Origin of the sequence: Serratia grimesii NBRC 13537, from assembly GCF_001590905.1 — a bacterium.
GTDB classification, from domain to species: domain Bacteria; phylum Pseudomonadota; class Gammaproteobacteria; order Enterobacterales; family Enterobacteriaceae; genus Serratia; species Serratia grimesii.
On record NZ_BCTT01000002.1, the window covers coordinates 174,846 to 193,219 of the forward strand.

At 52.6% G+C, this 18,374-nt stretch carries 18 protein-coding genes; 16 read left to right on the forward strand and 2 right to left on the reverse strand.

The window, feature by feature from the left end; translation table 11 throughout:
- Window positions 1-185 precede the first annotated feature (185 nt).
- Window positions 186-3,719 carry a pyruvate:ferredoxin (flavodoxin) oxidoreductase gene (nifJ, locus tag SGR01S_RS01730; RefSeq protein ID WP_061806353.1) on the forward strand — a complete coding sequence of 1,178 codons (3,534 nt, stop codon included), beginning with the start codon at window positions 186-188 and terminating at the stop codon, window positions 3,717-3,719.
- A gap of 1 nt (window position 3,720) precedes the next feature.
- Here the strand turns inward: nifJ and SGR01S_RS01735 are convergent, their stop codons facing one another.
- On the reverse strand, window positions 3,721-4,965 hold the full coding sequence (locus SGR01S_RS01735; protein ID WP_061806414.1) for an alginate lyase family protein: 1,245 nt from the start codon (window positions 4,963-4,965) through the stop codon (window positions 3,721-3,723).
- Window positions 4,966-5,457: 492 nt separating this feature from the next.
- Between SGR01S_RS01735 and SGR01S_RS01740 the strand changes: the two genes are divergently transcribed.
- The 14 genes from SGR01S_RS01740 to SGR01S_RS01810 all read left to right on the forward strand — a co-directional run bounded on the left by SGR01S_RS01740 (window position 5,458) and on the right by SGR01S_RS01810 (window position 16,304).
- Window positions 5,458-6,180, forward strand: a complete 723-nt coding sequence (locus SGR01S_RS01740; RefSeq protein WP_082797594.1) for a gamma-glutamylcyclotransferase — start codon at window positions 5,458-5,460, stop codon at window positions 6,178-6,180.
- A gap of 103 nt (window positions 6,181-6,283) precedes the next feature.
- Complete coding sequence (locus SGR01S_RS01745) at window positions 6,284-6,748, forward strand: ester cyclase (protein WP_037415671.1); 465 nt, start codon at window positions 6,284-6,286, stop codon at window positions 6,746-6,748.
- Window positions 6,749-6,956: 208 nt separating this feature from the next.
- On the forward strand, window positions 6,957-7,538 hold the full coding sequence (locus SGR01S_RS01750; RefSeq protein WP_061806354.1) for a methylated-DNA--[protein]-cysteine S-methyltransferase: 582 nt from the start codon (window positions 6,957-6,959) through the stop codon (window positions 7,536-7,538).
- A complete protein-coding gene (locus SGR01S_RS01755) occupies window positions 7,535-8,254 on the forward strand; it encodes a 2OG-Fe(II) oxygenase (protein ID WP_061806355.1) in 720 nt (239 codons plus the stop codon). The genes SGR01S_RS01750 and SGR01S_RS01755 overlap by 4 nt, the downstream gene beginning before the upstream one ends.
- 17 nt (window positions 8,255-8,271) lie before the next feature.
- Window positions 8,272-8,907, forward strand: coding sequence for a DNA oxidative demethylase AlkB (alkB, locus tag SGR01S_RS01760; RefSeq protein ID WP_037415998.1), 636 nt, complete (start codon window positions 8,272-8,274; stop codon window positions 8,905-8,907).
- Between the two features lie 315 nt (window positions 8,908-9,222).
- Window positions 9,223-9,873 carry a DNA-3-methyladenine glycosylase family protein gene (locus SGR01S_RS01770; protein WP_051922521.1) on the forward strand — a complete coding sequence of 217 codons (651 nt, stop codon included), beginning with the start codon at window positions 9,223-9,225 and terminating at the stop codon, window positions 9,871-9,873.
- A 78-nt stretch (window positions 9,874-9,951) separates the two neighbouring features.
- Window positions 9,952-11,022 (forward strand): bifunctional DNA-binding transcriptional regulator/O6-methylguanine-DNA methyltransferase Ada, encoded by a 1,071-nt coding sequence (gene ada / locus SGR01S_RS01775; RefSeq protein ID WP_037415677.1) that lies wholly within the window; start codon window positions 9,952-9,954, stop codon window positions 11,020-11,022.
- 14 nt (window positions 11,023-11,036) lie between these two features.
- Window positions 11,037-11,729 carry a 2OG-Fe(II) oxygenase gene (locus SGR01S_RS01780; RefSeq protein WP_061806356.1) on the forward strand — a complete coding sequence of 231 codons (693 nt, stop codon included), beginning with the start codon at window positions 11,037-11,039 and terminating at the stop codon, window positions 11,727-11,729.
- Between the two features lie 16 nt (window positions 11,730-11,745).
- Complete coding sequence (locus SGR01S_RS01785) at window positions 11,746-12,051, forward strand: Ada metal-binding domain-containing protein (protein WP_037415682.1); 306 nt, start codon at window positions 11,746-11,748, stop codon at window positions 12,049-12,051.
- Window positions 12,048-12,809, forward strand: a complete 762-nt coding sequence (locus tag SGR01S_RS01790; RefSeq protein ID WP_082797591.1) for a 2OG-Fe(II) oxygenase — start codon at window positions 12,048-12,050, stop codon at window positions 12,807-12,809. The genes SGR01S_RS01785 and SGR01S_RS01790 overlap by 4 nt, the downstream gene beginning before the upstream one ends.
- A gap of 215 nt (window positions 12,810-13,024) precedes the next feature.
- On the forward strand, window positions 13,025-13,447 hold the full coding sequence (gene umuD / locus SGR01S_RS01795; protein WP_061806357.1) for a translesion error-prone DNA polymerase V autoproteolytic subunit: 423 nt from the start codon (window positions 13,025-13,027) through the stop codon (window positions 13,445-13,447).
- On the forward strand, window positions 13,447-14,715 hold the full coding sequence (gene umuC, locus SGR01S_RS01800) for a translesion error-prone DNA polymerase V subunit UmuC (RefSeq protein ID WP_061806358.1): 1,269 nt from the start codon (window positions 13,447-13,449) through the stop codon (window positions 14,713-14,715). The genes umuD and umuC overlap by 1 nt, the downstream gene beginning before the upstream one ends.
- Window positions 14,716-14,832: 117 nt before the next feature.
- Entirely contained in the window at window positions 14,833-15,765 is a 933-nt protein-coding gene (gene ttcA, locus SGR01S_RS01805; protein ID WP_037415690.1) for a tRNA 2-thiocytidine(32) synthetase TtcA, read from the forward strand.
- Between the two features lie 140 nt (window positions 15,766-15,905).
- Complete coding sequence (locus SGR01S_RS01810; protein ID WP_061806359.1) at window positions 15,906-16,304, forward strand: VOC family protein; 399 nt, start codon at window positions 15,906-15,908, stop codon at window positions 16,302-16,304.
- Between the two features lie 217 nt (window positions 16,305-16,521).
- Here the strand turns inward: SGR01S_RS01810 and zntB are convergent, their stop codons facing one another.
- Window positions 16,522-17,505: a zinc transporter ZntB gene (gene zntB, locus SGR01S_RS01815; RefSeq protein ID WP_037415693.1), complete on the reverse strand. Its 984-nt coding sequence runs from the start codon at window positions 17,503-17,505 to the stop codon at window positions 16,522-16,524.
- A 154-nt stretch (window positions 17,506-17,659) separates the two neighbouring features.
- Between zntB and SGR01S_RS01820 the strand changes: the two genes are divergently transcribed.
- Window positions 17,660-18,370, forward strand: a complete 711-nt coding sequence (locus SGR01S_RS01820) for a hypothetical protein (protein WP_037415694.1) — start codon at window positions 17,660-17,662, stop codon at window positions 18,368-18,370.
- Window positions 18,371-18,374: the final 4 nt, after the last annotated feature.

Here is an 18,374-nt window from a genome sequence, read left to right on the forward strand (position 1 = left end):
CAACGATGACAATTCTCCATCACAGCATGATCTTAATTCAAGAAATATCCGTTTACAGCGATTTTTGTCGATTTATCATCCGCCACACAAACGCGATAAAGAGCCAATATATCCCTCTGCTAGACTTTGTTAATTACTGCAAGAGGTGACTTTTGCAGCTTTTTGAGCAATGAAAGGTAAAGTCGATGATTACTACAGATGGTAATAATGCAGTCGCTTCCGTCGCCTATCGCACCAGCGAAGTGATTGCCATCTACCCCATCACCCCCAGTTCGACCATGGCAGAGCAAGCGGATGCCTGGTCCGGTGACGGTCGCCAGAATATCTGGGGAGACGTACCACGAGTGGTGGAAATGCAGTCCGAAGGCGGTGCGATCGCGACGGTACACGGAGCGTTACAAACCGGGGCGCTGTCGACCTCATTTACCTCATCACAGGGCCTGCTGTTGATGATCCCGACGCTGTACAAATTGGCCGGTGAACTGACGCCGTTTGTACTGCATGTCGCCGCCCGGACCATCGCGACTCACGCGCTGTCAATTTTCGGTGACCATTCCGACGTCATGGCCGTACGCCAGACGGGCTGCGCTATGCTGTGCGCCAGCAATGTGCAGGAAGCGCAAGACTTTGCGTTAATTTCTCAAACCGCGACCCTCAACAGTCGCCTGCCATTTATTCACTTTTTTGATGGTTTCCGTACCTCGCATGAAATCAACAAGATCATACCGCTGAATGACGACGTTCTGCGCCAAATGCTGCCGCAGGATGCGATTGATGCACATCGCAGCCGCGCGCTGTCGCCAGACCACCCCGTGGTGCGCGGTACCTCTGCCAATCCGGACACTTATTTTCAGTCACGTGAGGCCACCAACCCGTGGTACAACGCAGCTTGCCAGCATGTGATTGATGCCATGGATAAATTCGCCCAAATTACCGGTCGGACATACCAGCCTTTTGAGTATTATGGCCATCCGCAGGCTGAACGCGTGGTGATTCTGATGGGGTCCGCTATCGGTACCTGTGAAGAAGCGATCGACGCCCTGCTGACCCGCGGTGAAAAAGTTGGTGTGCTGAAAGTCCGGCTGTTCCGGCCATTTTCCGCACAACACCTGCTCAGCGTTCTGCCGGAGACTGCAAAAAAAATTGCCGTACTGGACCGCACCAAAGAACCGGGGGCGTTGGCGGAACCGCTATATCTGGACGTGATGACCGCGCTGGCCGAAGCATTCAGCCGTGGTGAGCGTGCCAGTATGCCGGTGGTGATCGGCGGCCGTTACGGGTTGTCCTCAAAAGAGTTCGGACCAGACTGCGCATTGGCAGTATTTAACGAACTGGCATTGGATAAACCGCGCCCGCGCTTTACCGTCGGCATTTTCGATGATGTAACCGGCCTTTCTTTACCTCTCAGTGAAGACACCCTACCGCAGCGTGCTTCGCTGGAGGCGCTGTTCTACGGTTTGGGCAGCGATGGTTCCGTATCCGCCACCAAGAACAACATCAAAATCATCGGTAACAGCACACCGATGTACGCACAGGGTTACTTTGTTTACGACTCGAAAAAGGCCGGCGGCCTGACAGTGTCACACCTGCGCGTCAGCGAGCGGCCGATCAACTCGGCCTATCTGGTCAACCGCGCCGACTTTGTGGGCTGCCACCAGTTGCAATTTATCGACACCTACCAGATGGCGGAACGCTTGAAGCCAGGCGGTATCTTCCTGCTCAATACCCCGTACGGTGCCGAAGAAGCATGGTCACGTCTACCGCAGGAAGTGCAGGCAGTGCTGCTGCAACGTCAGGCGCGTTTTTACATCATCAATGCGGCGAAACTGGCACGTGAATGCCGGCTCGGGGCACGTATCAATACCGTGATGCAGATGGCGTTCTTCCACCTGACCCAGATCCTGCCGAGCGACGTCGCGTTGCAGCAATTGCAGGACGCTATCGCCCGCAGTTACAGCAGCAAAGGTCAGGACATTGTCGAACGTAACTGGCAGGCGCTGGCCGCCACACTCGACGCTCTGGTTGAGATCCCATTGCAGCCGGTTAACGACAACAGCCCAATGCGCCCTCCGGTGGTCTCCGACGCTGCACCTGACTTTGTCAAAACCGTGACTGCTGCGATGCTGGCCGGACTCGGTGATGCACTGCCGGTATCGGCCTTCCCGCCTGACGGTACCTGGCCGGTTGGCACCACTCAGTGGGAAAAACGCAACATCGCCGAAGATATCCCCATTTGGCAGCCGGATCTGTGCACCCAATGTAACCACTGCGTGGCCGCCTGCCCGCACTCCGCGATTCGCGCTAAAGTGGTTCAACCGGAAGCGATGGAACATGCCCCTGCCTCACTGCAATCATTGGATGTGAAAGCACGTGATATGCGCGGCCAGAAATACGTGCTGCAGGTGGCACCGGAAGACTGTACCGGTTGCAACCTGTGCGTTGAAGTCTGTCCGGCGAAAGATCGCCAGAATCCGGACATTAAAGCGATCAACATGGCGCCACGCCTGGAGCATCTGGCTGAGGAAAAAGCACATTACGACTTCTTCTTGCAACTGCCAGAGATCGATCCTGCGCAGCTCGAACGGATCGACATTCGCACGTCGCAGCTGATCTCTCCGCTGTTCGAATATTCAGGTGCCTGTTCCGGCTGTGGCGAAACACCGTACATCAAGCTTTTGACCCAACTTTATGGCGATCGGCTATTGATTGCCAACGCCACCGGCTGCTCATCTATTTACGGCGGTAACCTGCCCACCACGCCTTACACCACCAATGCCGAAGGCCGTGGACCAGCCTGGGCCAACTCGTTGTTCGAGGATAACGCAGAATTTGGTCTGGGCTTCCGCCTGACCGTCGACCAGCACCGCAGCCGCGTGTTGCGCCTGTTGAACACACTGGCGCCGCAGTTGCCGACACAGTTGGTTAATGCCTTGCAAATGGTGGATATCGCACCAGAACCACGTCGTAAACAGATCGCTGAACTGCGCGGCCTGTTGGCGAAAATCGAAGGTAACGACGCACGCCAACTGGCAACCGACGCCGATTATCTGGTGGATAAGTCTATCTGGCTGATTGGCGGCGATGGCTGGGCTTATGACATTGGGTTTGGGGGGTTGGATCACGTCCTCAGCCTGACCGAGAACATCAACGTACTGGTGCTGGATACCCAATGCTATTCCAACACCGGTGGCCAACAGTCGAAAGCCACTCCGTTGGGCGCAGTCACCAAATTCGGTGAGCACGGCAAGCGCAAGGCACGTAAGGACTTAGGTGTCAGCATGATGATGTACGGTCATGTGTATGTGGCACAAATCTCGTTGGGTGCACAGCTCAACCAAACGGTGAAGGCGATTCAGGAAGCTGAGGCCTATCCAGGCCCGTCACTGATTATCGCCTACAGCCCCTGTGAAGAGCACGGTTACGATCTGGCACTCAGCCACGATCAGATGAAACAACTGACCGCCACCGGTTTCTGGCCACTGTATCGCTTCGACCCGCGCCGCGCCGATGAGGGCAAACCTGCGCTGGCGCTGGACTCCCGGCCGCCAAACAGCAACCTGACCGAAACCCTGCTAAAAGAGCAGCGCTTCCGTCGCCTGAACTCACAACAGCCGGAGGTCGCCAGTGCGCTGTATCAGGCCGCAGAGAAAGAGTTGAAGGAAAAGTACGACTTCCTCAGTCTACTGGCTGGCAAGGGGGAAACATCCTCCACCGAGTAAACTATTGGGGCGCGACCGGTTCGCGCCCCGCTTCCAACCAGCTTTGTTGCATCGCTTCTTTCACCGCCCCCCGCACGTAGCTTTCTTTCCCTTGCCATTGCGCAGCATCAAATTGCGCCTTTTCAATCACCGCTTGATAGCGCGTAGTTTTCAGCATGCTGTCGGTTTGGATCAGCAACGGAACGATACGAACCCCGACTCGATCCAGACTCGGGTAAGGCCACGGATGCGCCGCGTCAACATACGGAGCCATAAAATCCAGAGCGGCTAATAATGAACTGCCCTGTTCCGTACGGTAATGCCAGAGATCAATGCCTTGCCGCTGTGCCACCACCGCCATCAACACCAACGCCTGTAGGTTAAAATAGCTGTAATGGAAAGAGCGAGTGCGCAGCAACTCCTGAGGCTGGGAACCATTGACGGCAAGCTGCAAATCCAACTTATGCTGCATCAACTCGGTCATATCACGCACGACATCATCACGCCCGAGCCAGGCAGCAATGCCTGCTACCTGTACGGTATACCAACTGCCGTGATTATTCTTTGCGGCAGCCTCCTGCTTACCGGCAGGGCTGTGTAACAACCAATCGAGGTAACGATCAAACCATTGTTGCATCTGGCTTTCATCTTGCGCCGTCCACCCCGGCGTCTGTTGCAGTAATAACAGGCTGTCGATAATGCGGGTGGCAAAATAGCGCCCATCGAGAATGCCATTACCGCGCCCACTGTCACGGCCCGGAATACCCTGGGCATAATTGAGATTTGGGTTCATCCGTGTTGATGGATCGATGAACCAGGTACGAATCAGGGCAATCGCCCGATCGCTGTAACGTTGTTGGCCGGAGAAATACCCCGCCAGTGCTAGCGTCTGTACGCGCTGCGTGAACTCTGCTAAGCGTACCCCATCACTTTGCGCATTTTTACTGGCCGGGTTCACCTGCCCATCGCGACGAACCCAGGGTAACCCGTTCGGTTTATTCGCATCTGGCCACCAATAAGCCCCCAGACTCAGATAGTCATGCTTGTCTCCGCTCGGCGGCGTCAGGCCTTTATCAGTGACGCTGAGCAACGGCTTTTGCAATGCACTGTCGGCATCACGTATCAAACGTTGATAGTTGGCATCCCCCTGAGTCTGTGTTTTTACCTGTGACAACTGTGGCTGCTGCAAGAAAATACAGCACTCAGTGGCGTTGGCGGCAAACGGCGTCAGGCAAAGCAAGAGAGCTGCCCGCAGGCAGGTACGTATCATCAGGCAGGTTCTCCGTTATGAGCAGATGCGACAGTGAGTATCCTGCCCGGTTTTGTGTGTCCCGGCAGATAAAAAACGTTTCTGGGCGTAAAAACCTGCGAACATCTGACGTCATCATCCACACCCTAAAAATTTTCCGGAAGGAACGTCTCACCCCGGACTTTCTTCATGGTTGTGATGACTAAAATGCGCTTGTGTTGTATTTAAAAACAGCGCATTGATGTGAGTCGGTTCAGTATCTATGTTCGATGTTTCAGGCCGGAACCTGGGCATATATTCAAATGTATTTATTGGCGGAATAATTTAGCAATGAGATGAATTCCACTCAGGAATTACCGTCACCCCTTCCTGATCTTAACGTTTTCATGGTTATCTTCTGCTTATATCTGAATGCTCATAATTTAGTTTTCTAGCAAGGAACGGAGATATTTTATTATTATTAACGACCATTATTAACCTTATCAGGATATGAGTGACGATGAGGTTAATATGATTTTCAATACCCTTCAGCTCCGCGAGAAAAAATTTAGCAATACCCGCGTTTCAGACCCCGTACTGAAAAGAGAGGTTTTACAGTTCAGCCTTATCAATGAGCTGGTAATAAAAGACGACCCAGAACAGGAGTTGATACCAGAAGCAAAACAACAGCAGTCCATTGACGAGCTGATGAAGTCCAGGCCCGATGGTGATTTATGGATTTTTGGCTATGGCTCTCTGGTCTGGAATCCAGCGATTCAGTATGCAGAAAGGAAGTTTGCCAGAATTAATGGATGGCATCGCAAATTTTGCCTGTCAATTACTGCACTACGGGCAACGGCCCAGCAGCCGGGATTAATGCTGGCCCTTGATAAGGCCGGATTTTGTGATGGTACCGCATACCGGATCTCAGAAGGCAATATTTATCAGGAGTTATCGCTGCTCTGGCGCAGAGAAATGATATGTAGCGGTTATATACCGCGCTGGGTACAGATAACGGATCACAATGACATACCCTTTGGCTGGGCGCTGGCTTTCACCATTGACTCTGAACACCCAAGGTACGTTGGAGATCTTGTTGAAAACGCGATTGCGCAACATTTATCTGTAGCTTCAGGTGGACTTGGAAGCGCCGCAGATTATCTTTTCAGGACCCATGAAGGGCTTCAGGCTAATGGCATTCGTGATAGTCATCTAGAAAGGCTCACCCGGCTTGTGCGTAACTTAATCAATTAAGAAGCAAGAAACAGAGTTTTATTTAATAGCCTGAGCATTAATTTATAAATAAGCCGGTTAAATACACCGGTGATGAATCAAAACATTAACAGAGGGATCCAAAATGAGTTCGAAACAAGAGCAAAACAAAGCTATCGTCGGGCGTTGGTTTACTGAATTCTGGGGAGAAACCCCGGACCTGTCTGTGGTGGATGAATTAGCTTCTCCTGATATGGTACTGCACTACTCATTGCATGAGCCACGACACGGTCATGCCGATATCAAAGCGTTCATGACGGATTTTCGCAAAGCATTTCCCGATCTGAACTTTTGGGGAACAGCAGATCTTATCGCTGAAGGTGACTACGTAGTGGGCCAATGGGAAGGCGGCGGTACCCACACCGGACCGGCACATAATGATTTTCTTGTGGGCGGGTTACCTCCAGCGACCGGTCGTAAAATGCATTTTACCGGGATCACTATTCTGAAAATCATCGATGGCAAAATTGTTGAAGAACGGGGACTGGACGACGGGGTTGCAGCCCTGACTCAGCTCAGTTTAATTGTTCCAACACGCGATATTTCCTGAGTCGTTACCCTGTTGATGAAAAAAGCCCGCATAGCGGGCTTTTTTCATCAACAGGGCATTGTACGACCATTGTCTGGTCGTGGCTGGTCTGGCTTCATCGAGTTCCTTACCGCTTTTTGATAGTAAAAAATTTGATCGCAATAAGCGGATATTTAACACCAGGGGCCATCGTTATGCTGAAAGTGTCAATCAGACATTGAGGTGAAAAATGAAACCTGAAGCGAATACCACAATACAGTATCTGTTCCGAGCCAAAAACGACGTCATTAGCGAGCCCATACTTTATGCCGTGACAACCAGTCTGTTTGGTTTGGTTCTGGTCGGATGTACTACACGCGGGATTTGTGCCATTTTTCTGGCCGATGACAAATCTAATCTCATTACGCAACTCAGACAGGCGTTCCCAGGCGCGGAGACGGCGGAATCTCCTGCAACGCTGACTCGTCAGGTTCAACAGGTTAAGGATCTGATTGAAAATAACGTAGTCGAGGGAGAAATGACCCTCGATATTGGTGGAGCGGTGTTTGAACAGCAGGTCTGGAAAGCACTCTGTGACATTCCTGTCGGCGCGACCCGGAGCTACAGCCGGATTGCTGCCATTATAGGCTCGCCTGATGCCGCCCGCGCGGTTGCCGGAGCCTGTGCGGCAAACATTTTGGCGGTAGCGATCCCCTGTCACCGTGTGGTCCGGCAGGACGGTTCCCTGTCTGGATACCGTTGGGGCGTGGAGCGAAAACGCGCGCTGCTGGCATTTGAGGCTGCTCACAGCGCCCCGGGGGCGCGGCAATGAACATCAATCATTCTCCCTGCACATCTCTGGCACAACGCTATAACTGGGAGGCGGCAGCCCGTTCACTTGACGACTTCGGCAACGCGGTGTTACCGACGCTGTTATCCCCCGAACAGTGTGATGCACTTTCTGCGTTATACGGACAGAAAGAAGGTTTCCGGGCCCGGATCATTATGTCCCGTCACGGCTTTGGTCGTGGCGAATACCAGTATTTTTCTTACCCTTTACCGAGCCTGCTCGATGAACTACGCCATTCCCTGTATGCCTGTATTGCACCACTGGCAAACCGATGGAACCGCTATCTGGGCATCGAGAACGCATATCCTGCGGAACTGGATGACTATATTCGACACTGTCATTCAGCCGGGCAAACCCGACCCACCCCGCTACTTTTGCAGTACGGTGTTGGTGATTACAACTGCCTGCATCAAGATTTGTACGGCGAGCATGTCTTCCCGATACAGGTTGCTATTTTATTGTCTGAGCCGGGTATTGATTTTGACGGAGGCGAGTTTGTGATGACAGAACAGGCATCGCGCAGTCGGCGGGCTGAAGTTGTAGCGCTGAACAAAGGTGATGCCGTTGTGTTTACGGTTAACCAGAGGCCAGTATTTGGCGGACGCAAGCCGGGGAAAGTCGCGATGCGACACGGTGTCAGCCGGATCACCCGGGGCCACCGGTATACGATGGGTATTATATTTCATGATGCGAGGTGAAGATGCAGTTTCCTGAAATGCTTGAAGAAACAGCACCTCCTCGCCGGATCCTACTGGGAGAGCAGGCATATTTACTGGGAGGTTTCGCATTGCCTTATATCTCTCAGTTGATCCCGGAGATAGAACAGGTGTGCAAGCTCTCTCCCTTCCGAAACATGGTGACTCCCGGCGGGTATGCCATGTCAGTCGGCCTGACAAACTGTGGTGCCCTGGGCTGGACCACCCATCGGCGAGGATATCAATACACCACACAGGATCCGGACTCCGGTAACGCCTGGCCGCCGATGCCTCTGGTTTTTACCCGACTTGCGACTGAAGCGGCCAGAGAGGCGGGCTTCAATGCGTTTATTCCGGATGCCTGTTTGATAAATCAGTATCTGCCTGGCAGTAAACTGTCATTGCATCAGGACAAAAACGAACGCGATTTTCGTTTTCCTATCGTTTCGGTCTCTCTCGGCATGCCTGCAATATTTTTGTTCGGAGGGAATGCCCGCAGCGATCCAACACAAAGAGTGTTCCTTCAGCACGGTGATGTCATGGTGTGGGGAGGCGTTGACCGGCTTCGTTACCACGGCGTCATGCCACTCAAAGATAATCCGCACCCTTTATTAGGATCGCGACGGATTAATTTCACCTTCCGCAGGGCAGGATGATTGATGGTGACTGACGGTAAGCCGGGAACCATAAAATGCTGCCCCTCCAGATAACAGACGGGAACAATACTGAAAATGAACCTCCAGCCCCCCTATCATGATCTCCCCCCAAAGGACCTCGCCAGGCAGCTTGTCATCGCTTATTTTGACAGTCTGGTCGCCGCTGACCAGGCCCGCTGGGCGATTACTCATGAAGGGTTGCGGGAATTACATCTCAATGATGGCGGGGTATACCTGTTGGAACAAAGCGGCGTAACCTGCCTGGCCTGAATAAGGCCCTTACGACAACTTGCCAGACGATTTCAGGATACAACAGTGAATAATACAACCACCGCCACGGTTCTGACCCGGGACGTCTGCCGTGATGCTGAATTGTTTTTGTCATCACTCGACAGTGACTGGGCAGAGCATATCAGAAAGACTGGGCATTGCCGGCATGAGACCCGACCGGAAAGAGAGCCTTATGAAGCGCTAATCAGGGCAATTGCTTATCAGCAGCTGCATGCAAAAGCCGGTGATGCCATTCTGGGACGCATGCTGTCACTGTTTCCATCACAGCGCTTTCCTACGTCAGAACAACTGCTGGCCTGCGACCCGGAATGTTTGCGTCAATGTGGCTTCTCTGCCGCCAAACTCACCAGCATTCTGGGGATTGCCCATGCACAACAGGAAGGGATCGTACCTGACCTTTCTACTGCGCTTGCTATGCCCGATGACGAGCTTATCAACAGGCTTACCTCCTTACGTGGAGTAGGACGCTGGACGGTAGAAATGTTCCTGATTTACTCCCTGGAGCGTGCTGACATTTTGCCCGTAGACGACCTGGGGGTCAGGGACGGTTTTCGGAGATTAAAAAAATTGGAAAGCTCACCAACGCCACGTCAGATGCGGGATATTGGACTGGCCTGGAGGCCTTTCAGAACCGTGGCAGCATGGTATCTCTGGCGTTTACCAAAATCGGAATAATGCCAGCAAGAATCGGAGTGTTTGCGGTCGAATTAAATTCTACCCTGTCTCCGTTACTCTAATGATGGGACATTTATTATGAGCAAAACCACGGCATATCAGACCGATGACGAACGCTGGATGGCCGTTCAGTTGCGTGATGCAGGTGCGGACGGACATTTTGTGTACGCTGTGCGTACCACCGGTGTTTATTGTCACCCCAGCTCGACCGCCCGCCTGCCAAAACGTGAGAATGTAGTCTTTTTCCGCACACAGGAAGACGCCGTGGCTGCAGGTTACCGGAGCAGCCGCCGGGCGGTTGCGGACAAAACCAGTGCAGCAGAAGGTCGTGCAAAATTGATCGCCCAAGCATGCCGCATGGTCGAAGCTGCCGAGACACCTCCGCGTCTGGAAGATATTGCGCAAGAAATCGGAATGAGCCCGTTCCATTTTCACCGACTATTCAAGTCTGAAACCGGACTGACCCCCAAAGAATACAGTTCAGCTTACCGGGCCCGTAAGCTGCGTGAGGAGCTGACCCAGCCGGGCGCTTCAATTACCGATGCCATCTATGATGCAGGGTATAACTCAAACAGCCGTTTCTATGAAGAATCGGATAAGTTACTTGGCATGCGCGCTCGTGATTATCGGGCAGGAGGGATCGGAGCGATTATCCGGTTCGCCGTTGGGCAATGCTCGCTGGGCGCCATTCTGGTCGCGCAAAGCCAACGGGGAATTTGCGCCATTCTGCTGGGCGATGACCCGGAAACATTACTTCGTGATCTTCAGGATCAATTTCCGAAGGCTGAGCTCATTGGCTGTGACAGTGAGTTTGAATCACTTATTGCACAGGTGGTGGGCTTCATTGAAGCCCCGTCTCTTGGGCTGCAACTTCCTCTGGATGTTCAGGGGACCGCGTTCCAGGAGCGTGTCTGGCTAGCCCTGCGGGATATTCCACCCGGCACCACCGTCAGCTATGCAGACATTGCCCGACAGATCGGTTCGCCCAAAGCGGTTCGGGCCGTTGCTCGTGCCTGTGCCACTAACCACATTGCGGTTGCCATTCCCTGTCACCGTGTCGTAAGGCAGAACGGTGATCTGGCTGGATACCGCTGGGGTATTGAGCGCAAACGTGAATTGCTGCGCCGGGAAACGGCTACAGATATCTGATGGAGAGCCTCACCATGCTGAATACGTTGACCCGGCTGAAAGAGATTGACTGGAACAACATTAACAATCAATTGGATGCTGAAGGATATGCTCTGCTGTCCGGGATGCTGGATGCCAGCAACTATCACGAGTTGACCGCTGCTGACCATAGGGTCGAAACACTGGAGCAACGTGATTCAGGTTGCGGGACACTGCATTGCTATTCTTCTGGTTTGCCTTCCTCGCTCGCGGCGTGGCGGGAAAGCCTGTATCGCTATCTGGTACCCACGGCTAACCGCTGGAATGAGGTCCTCGATGTCGGGTTTCGTTATCCCGGAAAGTGGGAAACGTTTCGGAAAATCAATCAGGATGCCGGGCAAGTCCACGAACTGACCCATCTGAACCTGCTGAATGCAGGGGATTATGCCTGTCTTACCCAGCAGAACGAGGGGGAGTACCTGTTCCCTCTCCAGATTGTGGCCGTACTGCCGGAGCCCGACAATGAATTTACTGGCGGCGAGTTTGTCATGACAGAACAACGCCCCCGGATGCAGTCACGGCCCCTGGTAGTCCCACTCAGACCCGGAGACATGGCCATTATCGCGACGGCTGAAAGGCCCTTTCGCGGAACGAAAGGTTATTACCGGGTAACCAGCCGGCATGCCATCAGCCGTGTGCGTTCCGGATTGCGGGTCGGGCTGGAAATGTCTTTCCACTGCAAGGCTTGACTGGAGGCCACAACCGATGGCCAGTGACAACAAAAGATATCTTCTGACGGATGAAACAGGACATGTGCAGGAAAGTCCCCTTCCAGGCACGCTGGGCGGACATAGGCGAAATAGGCTATATGGCAGGCTGGATTGTCGGGCTGCTCTGCAAGCTATCGCACGCGGGGGATATGTCCGTCACAGAGTATTCTTTGCCAATAAGGCCACGGCGATTGCGGCAGGATACCGTCCCTGTGCCGTCTGCATGCCAGAAGAGTATGCAGCCTGGAAGTCAGCGCTAGCGCCTGAAACCAAAAAAAATCAGCAGAAGGTATCCCTATGAACAGCTTATTTCCGGTTTCTGCCAACACCTCACTGCTTAGGGTCACGACGGATATGAATAAAAACCGATACCAGCGATATGACTGGCTGGCCGTCGAAACATCACTGGGTCAGGACGGATACGCCGTATTGCCTTCATTATTGACGCCAGCAGAATGCCAACAGATGGCAGGACTTTTTTTCAGTGACGAGCGATTCCGGAGTCATATCGTTATGGAACGCTATGCGTTTGGGAAAGGGGATTATAAATATTTCAGTAATCCGCTTCCCGATCTCGTCGGAGAGTTACGACAATCTTTGTATCCTGTTCTGGCACCTGTCGCGAATCGTTGGCATGCGGCAATGCGCATACCCGCCCGGTTTCCAGTCAATTATCAGGACTTTCAGCAACGATGCCATGATGCGGGTCAGCGCCGCCCTACTCCGTTATTGTTGCGGTATGAGGCTGATGATTACTGCTGCCTGCATCAGGATTTGTATGGTGAACATGTTTTCCCCTTCCAGGTGATCGTGTTATTGAGCCAGCCCGGACAGGATTTTGACGGGGGAGAACTTTTACTGACTGAAAGTAACCCCAAAAAACCCGGCCAGGCAGAGGTTGTCCCTCTACAACTGGGGGATGCCATCGTGCTGGCCGTAAATCATCGCCCGGTTCGTTCATCCAGGGGGTATTATCGGGTGAATCTGCGGCATGGTGTCTGCCGGATCTCTCGGGGGGAGCGATATTCCATGGGCATTATTTTTCACGATGCGAATTAGATTAACCCCAGCAAGGTACTCTGCCAGACCAACCTTTCCAAGCGTAAGCCTCTTTGATATTCGGCCCAGTGATCCACACTCTAAAAATTTTCCGAGAGGATCATCTTGCCCAACAAGGGGATAGCTGAGGATTGTCTCGCCCCTGACTTTCTTTATGGTTGTAATGGCTAAAATACGCTTATACTGTATATAAAAACAGTATAGAGAAATGCATTATGAAACACTTTTTCCCCACACCAACCCCAGAGAAACAGTTCATTCCGCTTTACGCCGATAAGGTCCCTGCGGGCTTTCCTAGCCCCGCGCAAGACTACATACACGCGCGGATTGACCTCAACGAGTACTGTATTAGCCACCCTTCGGCGACTTACTTTCTGATCGCCTCAGGAGAAAGCATGATCGAAGCCGGGATCACCGACGGATCCATGTTGGTTGTCGATCGAAGCATTAGTGCCTGCCACGGCGATATCGTGATCGCCAGTATCGCAGGTGAGTTTACGGTTAAGCGTCTGTGCCTGCATCCTGTTAAACAGCTTGAGCCAATGAATTCGAAATTCCGGCCAATACCGCTGCGCGAGGACAGCGACGATTTGAGCATCGTCGGCGTGGTGGTTTCAACCATCACCAGGCTGAAATAATGTACGCCCTGGCCGATGTAAACAACTTCTATGCGAGTTGTGAAACGCTGTGGCGTCCAGACTTGCGTGGCCGACCGATTGTTGTGCTGTCGAACAACGACGGCTGCGTGGTGGCACAGAGCAAAGAGGCAAAGCTCCTGGGCCTGAAAACAGGCGCGCCCTATTTCAAGATAAAGCATGATTTTGAGCGTGCCGGCGGCATCGCATTCAGCAGCAACTACGAGCTGTACGCCGATATGTCGATGCGAGTGATGGCCGTGCTCGAAGAAATGGCGCCGCGGACCGAAATGTACTCTATCGACGAAAGCTTCCTTGATCTTGCCGGAGTACAACATTGTGTCGATTTGGCCACGTTTGGACACCAGGTACGCACCCGCGTTCTGCAATGCACCGGCCTCACCGTCGGCGTCGGTATTGCCCAGACCAAGACGCTGGCAAAACTGGCGAACTACGCGGCGAAAAAATGGAGTCAGACCCAAGGCGTGGTTGATCTTTCCAACCTGGAACGACAACGAAAATTGATGGTACAGGTACCGGTTGCGGAAGTCTGGGGGATCGGACGCCGCTTAACCAAAGAGCTGCAAAATATGGGGATCAAAACCGCCCTGCAGCTGGCGGATGCAAGCACCACAATGATCCGCAAGCATTTCAGCGTGGTGGTTGAACGCACGGTGCGTGAACTGCGCGGTGAACCCTGTTTGTCACTCGAGGAGTTTGCCCCAACCAAACAGCAGATCATTTGCAGCAGATCATTTGGCGAACGCGTCACTGAATACCAGGATATGCATCAGGCGATCTGTATGCACGCTTCCCGCGCGGCAGAGAAACTGCGCGCAGAACACCAATATTGCCGGAATATCAATGCATGGGTTAAAACCAGCCCCTTCTCGACCAATGAAAAGTATTACGGCAACACCGCGAGCATCAGGCTCAATACGCCAACGCAGGATACACGCGACATCATCGCCGCCGCGATTCGATGCCTTGACAAGATCTGGCAACCCGGCCACCGCTATCTAAAAGCCGGCGTTATGCTACAGGACTTTTACTCGCAAGGCGTTGCTCAGTTAGACCTGTTCGATGAATATCAGCCGCGCCCCAACAGCGAACGCTTGATGGCCGCTTTGGATAAAATCAATCAGTCCGGCCATGCCGGGATCTGGTTTGCTGGACAAGGAAACCAACAGACATGGTCGATGAAGCGTGAGTTTCTCTCTCCCGCTTACACCACACGGGTGGCCGATTTGCCGCGTGCTCGCGTGTATTGAGAATCGGCAATCAGCGGGGTGTATGGATGAAATACCCAAGCAGCCCATAGAATGCTAAACTCGCTGCCTAAAACTTTATGCCCATAGTGCCCCCAATTGAGAACGAGCACGATTTAAATGTCAGAACAACAAACAGTTAGTCAAAAAGAACAGTACAATCTGAACAAATTGCAAAAGCGTCTGCGTCGTAACGTGGGCCAAGCGATCGCCGATTTCAACATGATTGAAGAAGGTGACCGTATCATGGTCTGCCTGTCCGGCGGCAAAGACAGCTACACCATGCTGGAGATCCTGCGTAATCTGCAGCAGAGCGCACCGGTCAACTTTTCGCTGATTGCGGTCAACCTCGATCAGAAGCAGCCAGGCTTCCCCGAGCATATTCTGCCGGCCTATCTGGAAAGCCTGGGGGTGGAATACAAGATTGTTGAGGAAAATACCTACAGCATCGTCAAAGACAAAATTCCTGAAGGCAAAACCACCTGTTCACTGTGCTCACGCCTGCGTCGCGGGATCCTTTACCGTACCGCTACCGAACTGGGTGCGACCAAAATTGCCCTTGGCCACCACCGTGACGACATTCTGCAAACGCTGTTCCTCAACATGTTCTATGGCGGTAAGCTGAAAGGCATGCCACCTAAACTGATGAGCGACGATGGCAAGCACGTAGTCATTCGCCCGCTGGCTTATTGCCGTGAAAAAGACATTGAGCGTTTCTCGGTTGCCAAAGGTTTCCCGATTATCCCGTGCAACCTGTGCGGTTCGCAGCCTAACCTGCAACGCCAGGTGATTGGCGATATGTTGCGTGACTGGGATAAACGTTACCCTGGGCGTCTGGAAACCATGTTCAGCGCAACGCAGAACGTGGTCACCTCGCACTTAAGTGACTTTAACCTGTTTGATTTCAAAGGCATCCATCACGGTAGTGACGTTGTTGACGGTGGCGATCTGGCCTTCGACCGCGAAGACATCCCCATGCAGCCGATCGGCTGGCAACCGGAAGATGCGGATGACGCCGTCCCGGTGCGTTTAGACGTTCTCGAAATCAAGTAAGCCCGTATTCCGCCCGCATGCTGCGGGCGGCTATTTTCCTTCTCCAGTTGTCGATCCCGCTCGCAATTTCAGCAGAATTCATCGGACAGTGCCGTTTTTATCCTATACTGTGTTTTTATACAGTCACCTGGAGATTACCGATGAACATCACCCCCTGCTTATCCCACGTTTCTCTTGGCAGCAATAATTTTGACGCCGCAGCTGATTTTTACGATCGCACACTTGCCGCATTAGGCTGCCGGCGGGTGTTAGAACATCCTGGCGCTATTGGCTATGGACGCGATTACCCGGAATTCTGGTTGCAGATCCCTATCGACGGAAAACCGGCTACAACCGGTAACGGTCTACATGTAGGGTTTTTCGCTACCAGTAAACAACAGGTTGATGATTTCTACCGTCAGGCACTGCAGGCTGGTGCGAAAGATGAAGGGGCTCCCGGCTCACGACCACATTATGGTGAAGCCTATTATGGCTGCTTTGTGCGCGATCTGGACGGGCATAAGATCGAGGCCAGTTTTTGGGATGAGAGCGCCGCCTGACGGAGCAAATTGCAGACAAAAAAATGCCGGTGATTAAACCGGCATCGTATGAATCAATGTGCTATGCAGTAATTCTAAATATAAGAAAGTAAGACAATTATGGAGCACAACGCCCATCGCTTGACGTTGCATTCACCTGCGAGAGAGATCATGCCCCATTTCCCCCCCGGAAAAGTTGATATCGCTCAATGTTAGCCGGGTTTTCAGGGCTTTTTGGCTACAGCCAACGACGTCGCTTCAGCCACCAGCCCACACCGAACACCAATGCGAGCAGCATCAGGCAAAACGTCCCAAAACCAAAGGGGGCTGTATTGCCAGGGATACCACCAAGGTTGACGCCAAACAGTCCGGTCAAAAAGGTGGTTGGTAAAAACACCATCGCCAACAAAGACATCGTGTAGGTACGACGATTCATGGCGTCGGCCATTACGGTGGTGATTTCGTCGGACAGGATCGCGGTACGTGCAATGCTGCCGTCAAGGTCATCCAGGCCTCGCCCCAACCGGTCGGCGATATCCTGCATACGGCGACGATCATCATCGTTCATCCAGGGCAAGCGATCGCTTGCCAAGCGGGAAAATACGTCACGCTGCGGCGCCATATAGCGACGCAGTACAATCAATTGTTTGCGGATCAACGCCAGTTGCCCACGTTCAGGGATTTGCTGCTCTAACAACGAATCTTCCAGATCGATGATCTTATCGTGCAAGTCTTCGATAAATTCACTGGCATGGTCTGTCAGCGCATCGGATATTTCCACCAGCCAATTACCGCTGTTTGTCGGCCCGCTGCCATTTTGCAGATCGTTCACTACCTGATCAATGGAGTACACCTTACGGTGACGGGTAGACACGATCAGTTTGTCAGTCATATAAACACGGATAGTCACCAACTGATCCGGCCGCGAGTTGGTGTTAAAATTGATACTGCGCAGCGTGATCATAGTGCCGTCGCCAACCCGACTGACACGCGGTCGTGAACTTTCTCCAGATAACGCCTCTCTTACCGCATCCGGCAACAGTGGCGTGGTGGTCAGCCACTCGGCGCTGGCTGAGTGTGCATAATCGAGATGCAACCAGCAAGGTTCGTCGCAGGTGACTTTATCTTCGTAATCAATCGGTGTTACGCCGCCCTTGCCGTCAAGCTGGTAAGCATACACTGCGTCAGGAACCTGTAACTCGCGCCCCTCAATGACTTCCATTCCTCATCCCCTCTGCTTTTCAGTTATCCGAGAGTCTAGCGTTATTGGTATGCAGATCAAAGACCAAGCTGTAAGGGTTGGTTTCTCGCTCGGGCCAGAACTCACTATACTTGTGCATGCAAAGGAGTGACTGAATACCCAACAGGAGAAAATCATGTTTGATATTAGTGCTGCGGATATTTTGAAGGGCGTATTTCTCCCTCTCATTACCCTGTTCATCGCCATCGTCAAAACGCCGTTTCGCATCAGGCAAGAAAACCACGGCAAATTACGCGCCTTGATCGAAGCAGTGGAATCTAACAAAGGTGAACGTATCCAACTGCTACTGTTCAGGGATTATATGCGTAGCAAAAACGCCAGCCTGCTTGAGCTCCAACAACTGCTGGCGCTGCCAGATGCTATTCGGGCGCTGGAACTGTATCGCTTTACCCACTCTCAACAACAGATACTGCGGGTGACGCCTAATGGCTTCATGTTGAGCGCGCGGGCAGATAATGGCTTTAAACGTTTTTTGCTGTCATGCCGATATTTCGTGCAGTATCTATTTTTTGTTAGCCTGCTGGTCCTGTTACCTGCTCTGGCACAGTTAGGTATGCAGCGGTTGGGCGTGATCATTACGCCATCATCGGTTTCATTCTTGCCAGGGGCTAAAATAGCCAACTACGGGCAATTGCTCTTCCCGGTCTTGTTATTCCTTATGACCATGGGATGGTTGTTATACATGACGTTCAAGCAGCTATCGCAAGCCGGTAACACCGGTGCCGAAACGCGCTTCTTTCGCTATTATCAACAAGCGCTGGAAGCAAGTAAGGCCCGTGAGTTGCTGAAGCAATTACGCGAATTTTTAGGTACCGCGGCAGGATGATGAC

Bases quoted from the DNA above. Each gene is read 5' to 3' on its own strand.
- nifJ (WP_061806353.1), top strand. From the start codon at position 186: ATGATTACTACAGATGGTAATAATGCAGTCGCTTCCGTCGCCTATCGC.
- SGR01S_RS01740 (WP_082797594.1), top strand. From the start codon at position 5,458: ATGATTTTCAATACCCTTCAGCTCCGCGAGAAAAAATTTAGCAATACC.
- SGR01S_RS01745 (WP_037415671.1), top strand. From the start codon at position 6,284: ATGAGTTCGAAACAAGAGCAAAACAAAGCTATCGTCGGGCGTTGGTTT.
- SGR01S_RS01750 (WP_061806354.1), top strand. From the start codon at position 6,957: ATGAAACCTGAAGCGAATACCACAATACAGTATCTGTTCCGAGCCAAA.
- SGR01S_RS01755 (WP_061806355.1), top strand. From the start codon at position 7,535: ATGAACATCAATCATTCTCCCTGCACATCTCTGGCACAACGCTATAAC.
- alkB (WP_037415998.1), top strand. From the start codon at position 8,272: ATGCTTGAAGAAACAGCACCTCCTCGCCGGATCCTACTGGGAGAGCAG.
- ada (WP_037415677.1), top strand. From the start codon at position 9,952: ATGAGCAAAACCACGGCATATCAGACCGATGACGAACGCTGGATGGCC.
- SGR01S_RS01780 (WP_061806356.1), top strand. From the start codon at position 11,037: ATGCTGAATACGTTGACCCGGCTGAAAGAGATTGACTGGAACAACATT.
- SGR01S_RS01785 (WP_037415682.1), top strand. From the start codon at position 11,746: ATGGCCAGTGACAACAAAAGATATCTTCTGACGGATGAAACAGGACAT.
- SGR01S_RS01790 (WP_082797591.1), top strand. From the start codon at position 12,048: ATGAACAGCTTATTTCCGGTTTCTGCCAACACCTCACTGCTTAGGGTC.
- umuD (WP_061806357.1), top strand. From the start codon at position 13,025: ATGAAACACTTTTTCCCCACACCAACCCCAGAGAAACAGTTCATTCCG.
- umuC (WP_061806358.1), top strand. From the start codon at position 13,447: ATGTACGCCCTGGCCGATGTAAACAACTTCTATGCGAGTTGTGAAACG.
- ttcA (WP_037415690.1), top strand. From the start codon at position 14,833: ATGTCAGAACAACAAACAGTTAGTCAAAAAGAACAGTACAATCTGAAC.
- SGR01S_RS01810 (WP_061806359.1), top strand. From the start codon at position 15,906: ATGAACATCACCCCCTGCTTATCCCACGTTTCTCTTGGCAGCAATAAT.
- zntB (WP_037415693.1), bottom strand. From the start codon at position 17,505: ATGGAAGTCATTGAGGGGCGCGAGTTACAGGTTCCTGACGCAGTGTAT.
- SGR01S_RS01820 (WP_037415694.1), top strand. From the start codon at position 17,660: ATGTTTGATATTAGTGCTGCGGATATTTTGAAGGGCGTATTTCTCCCT.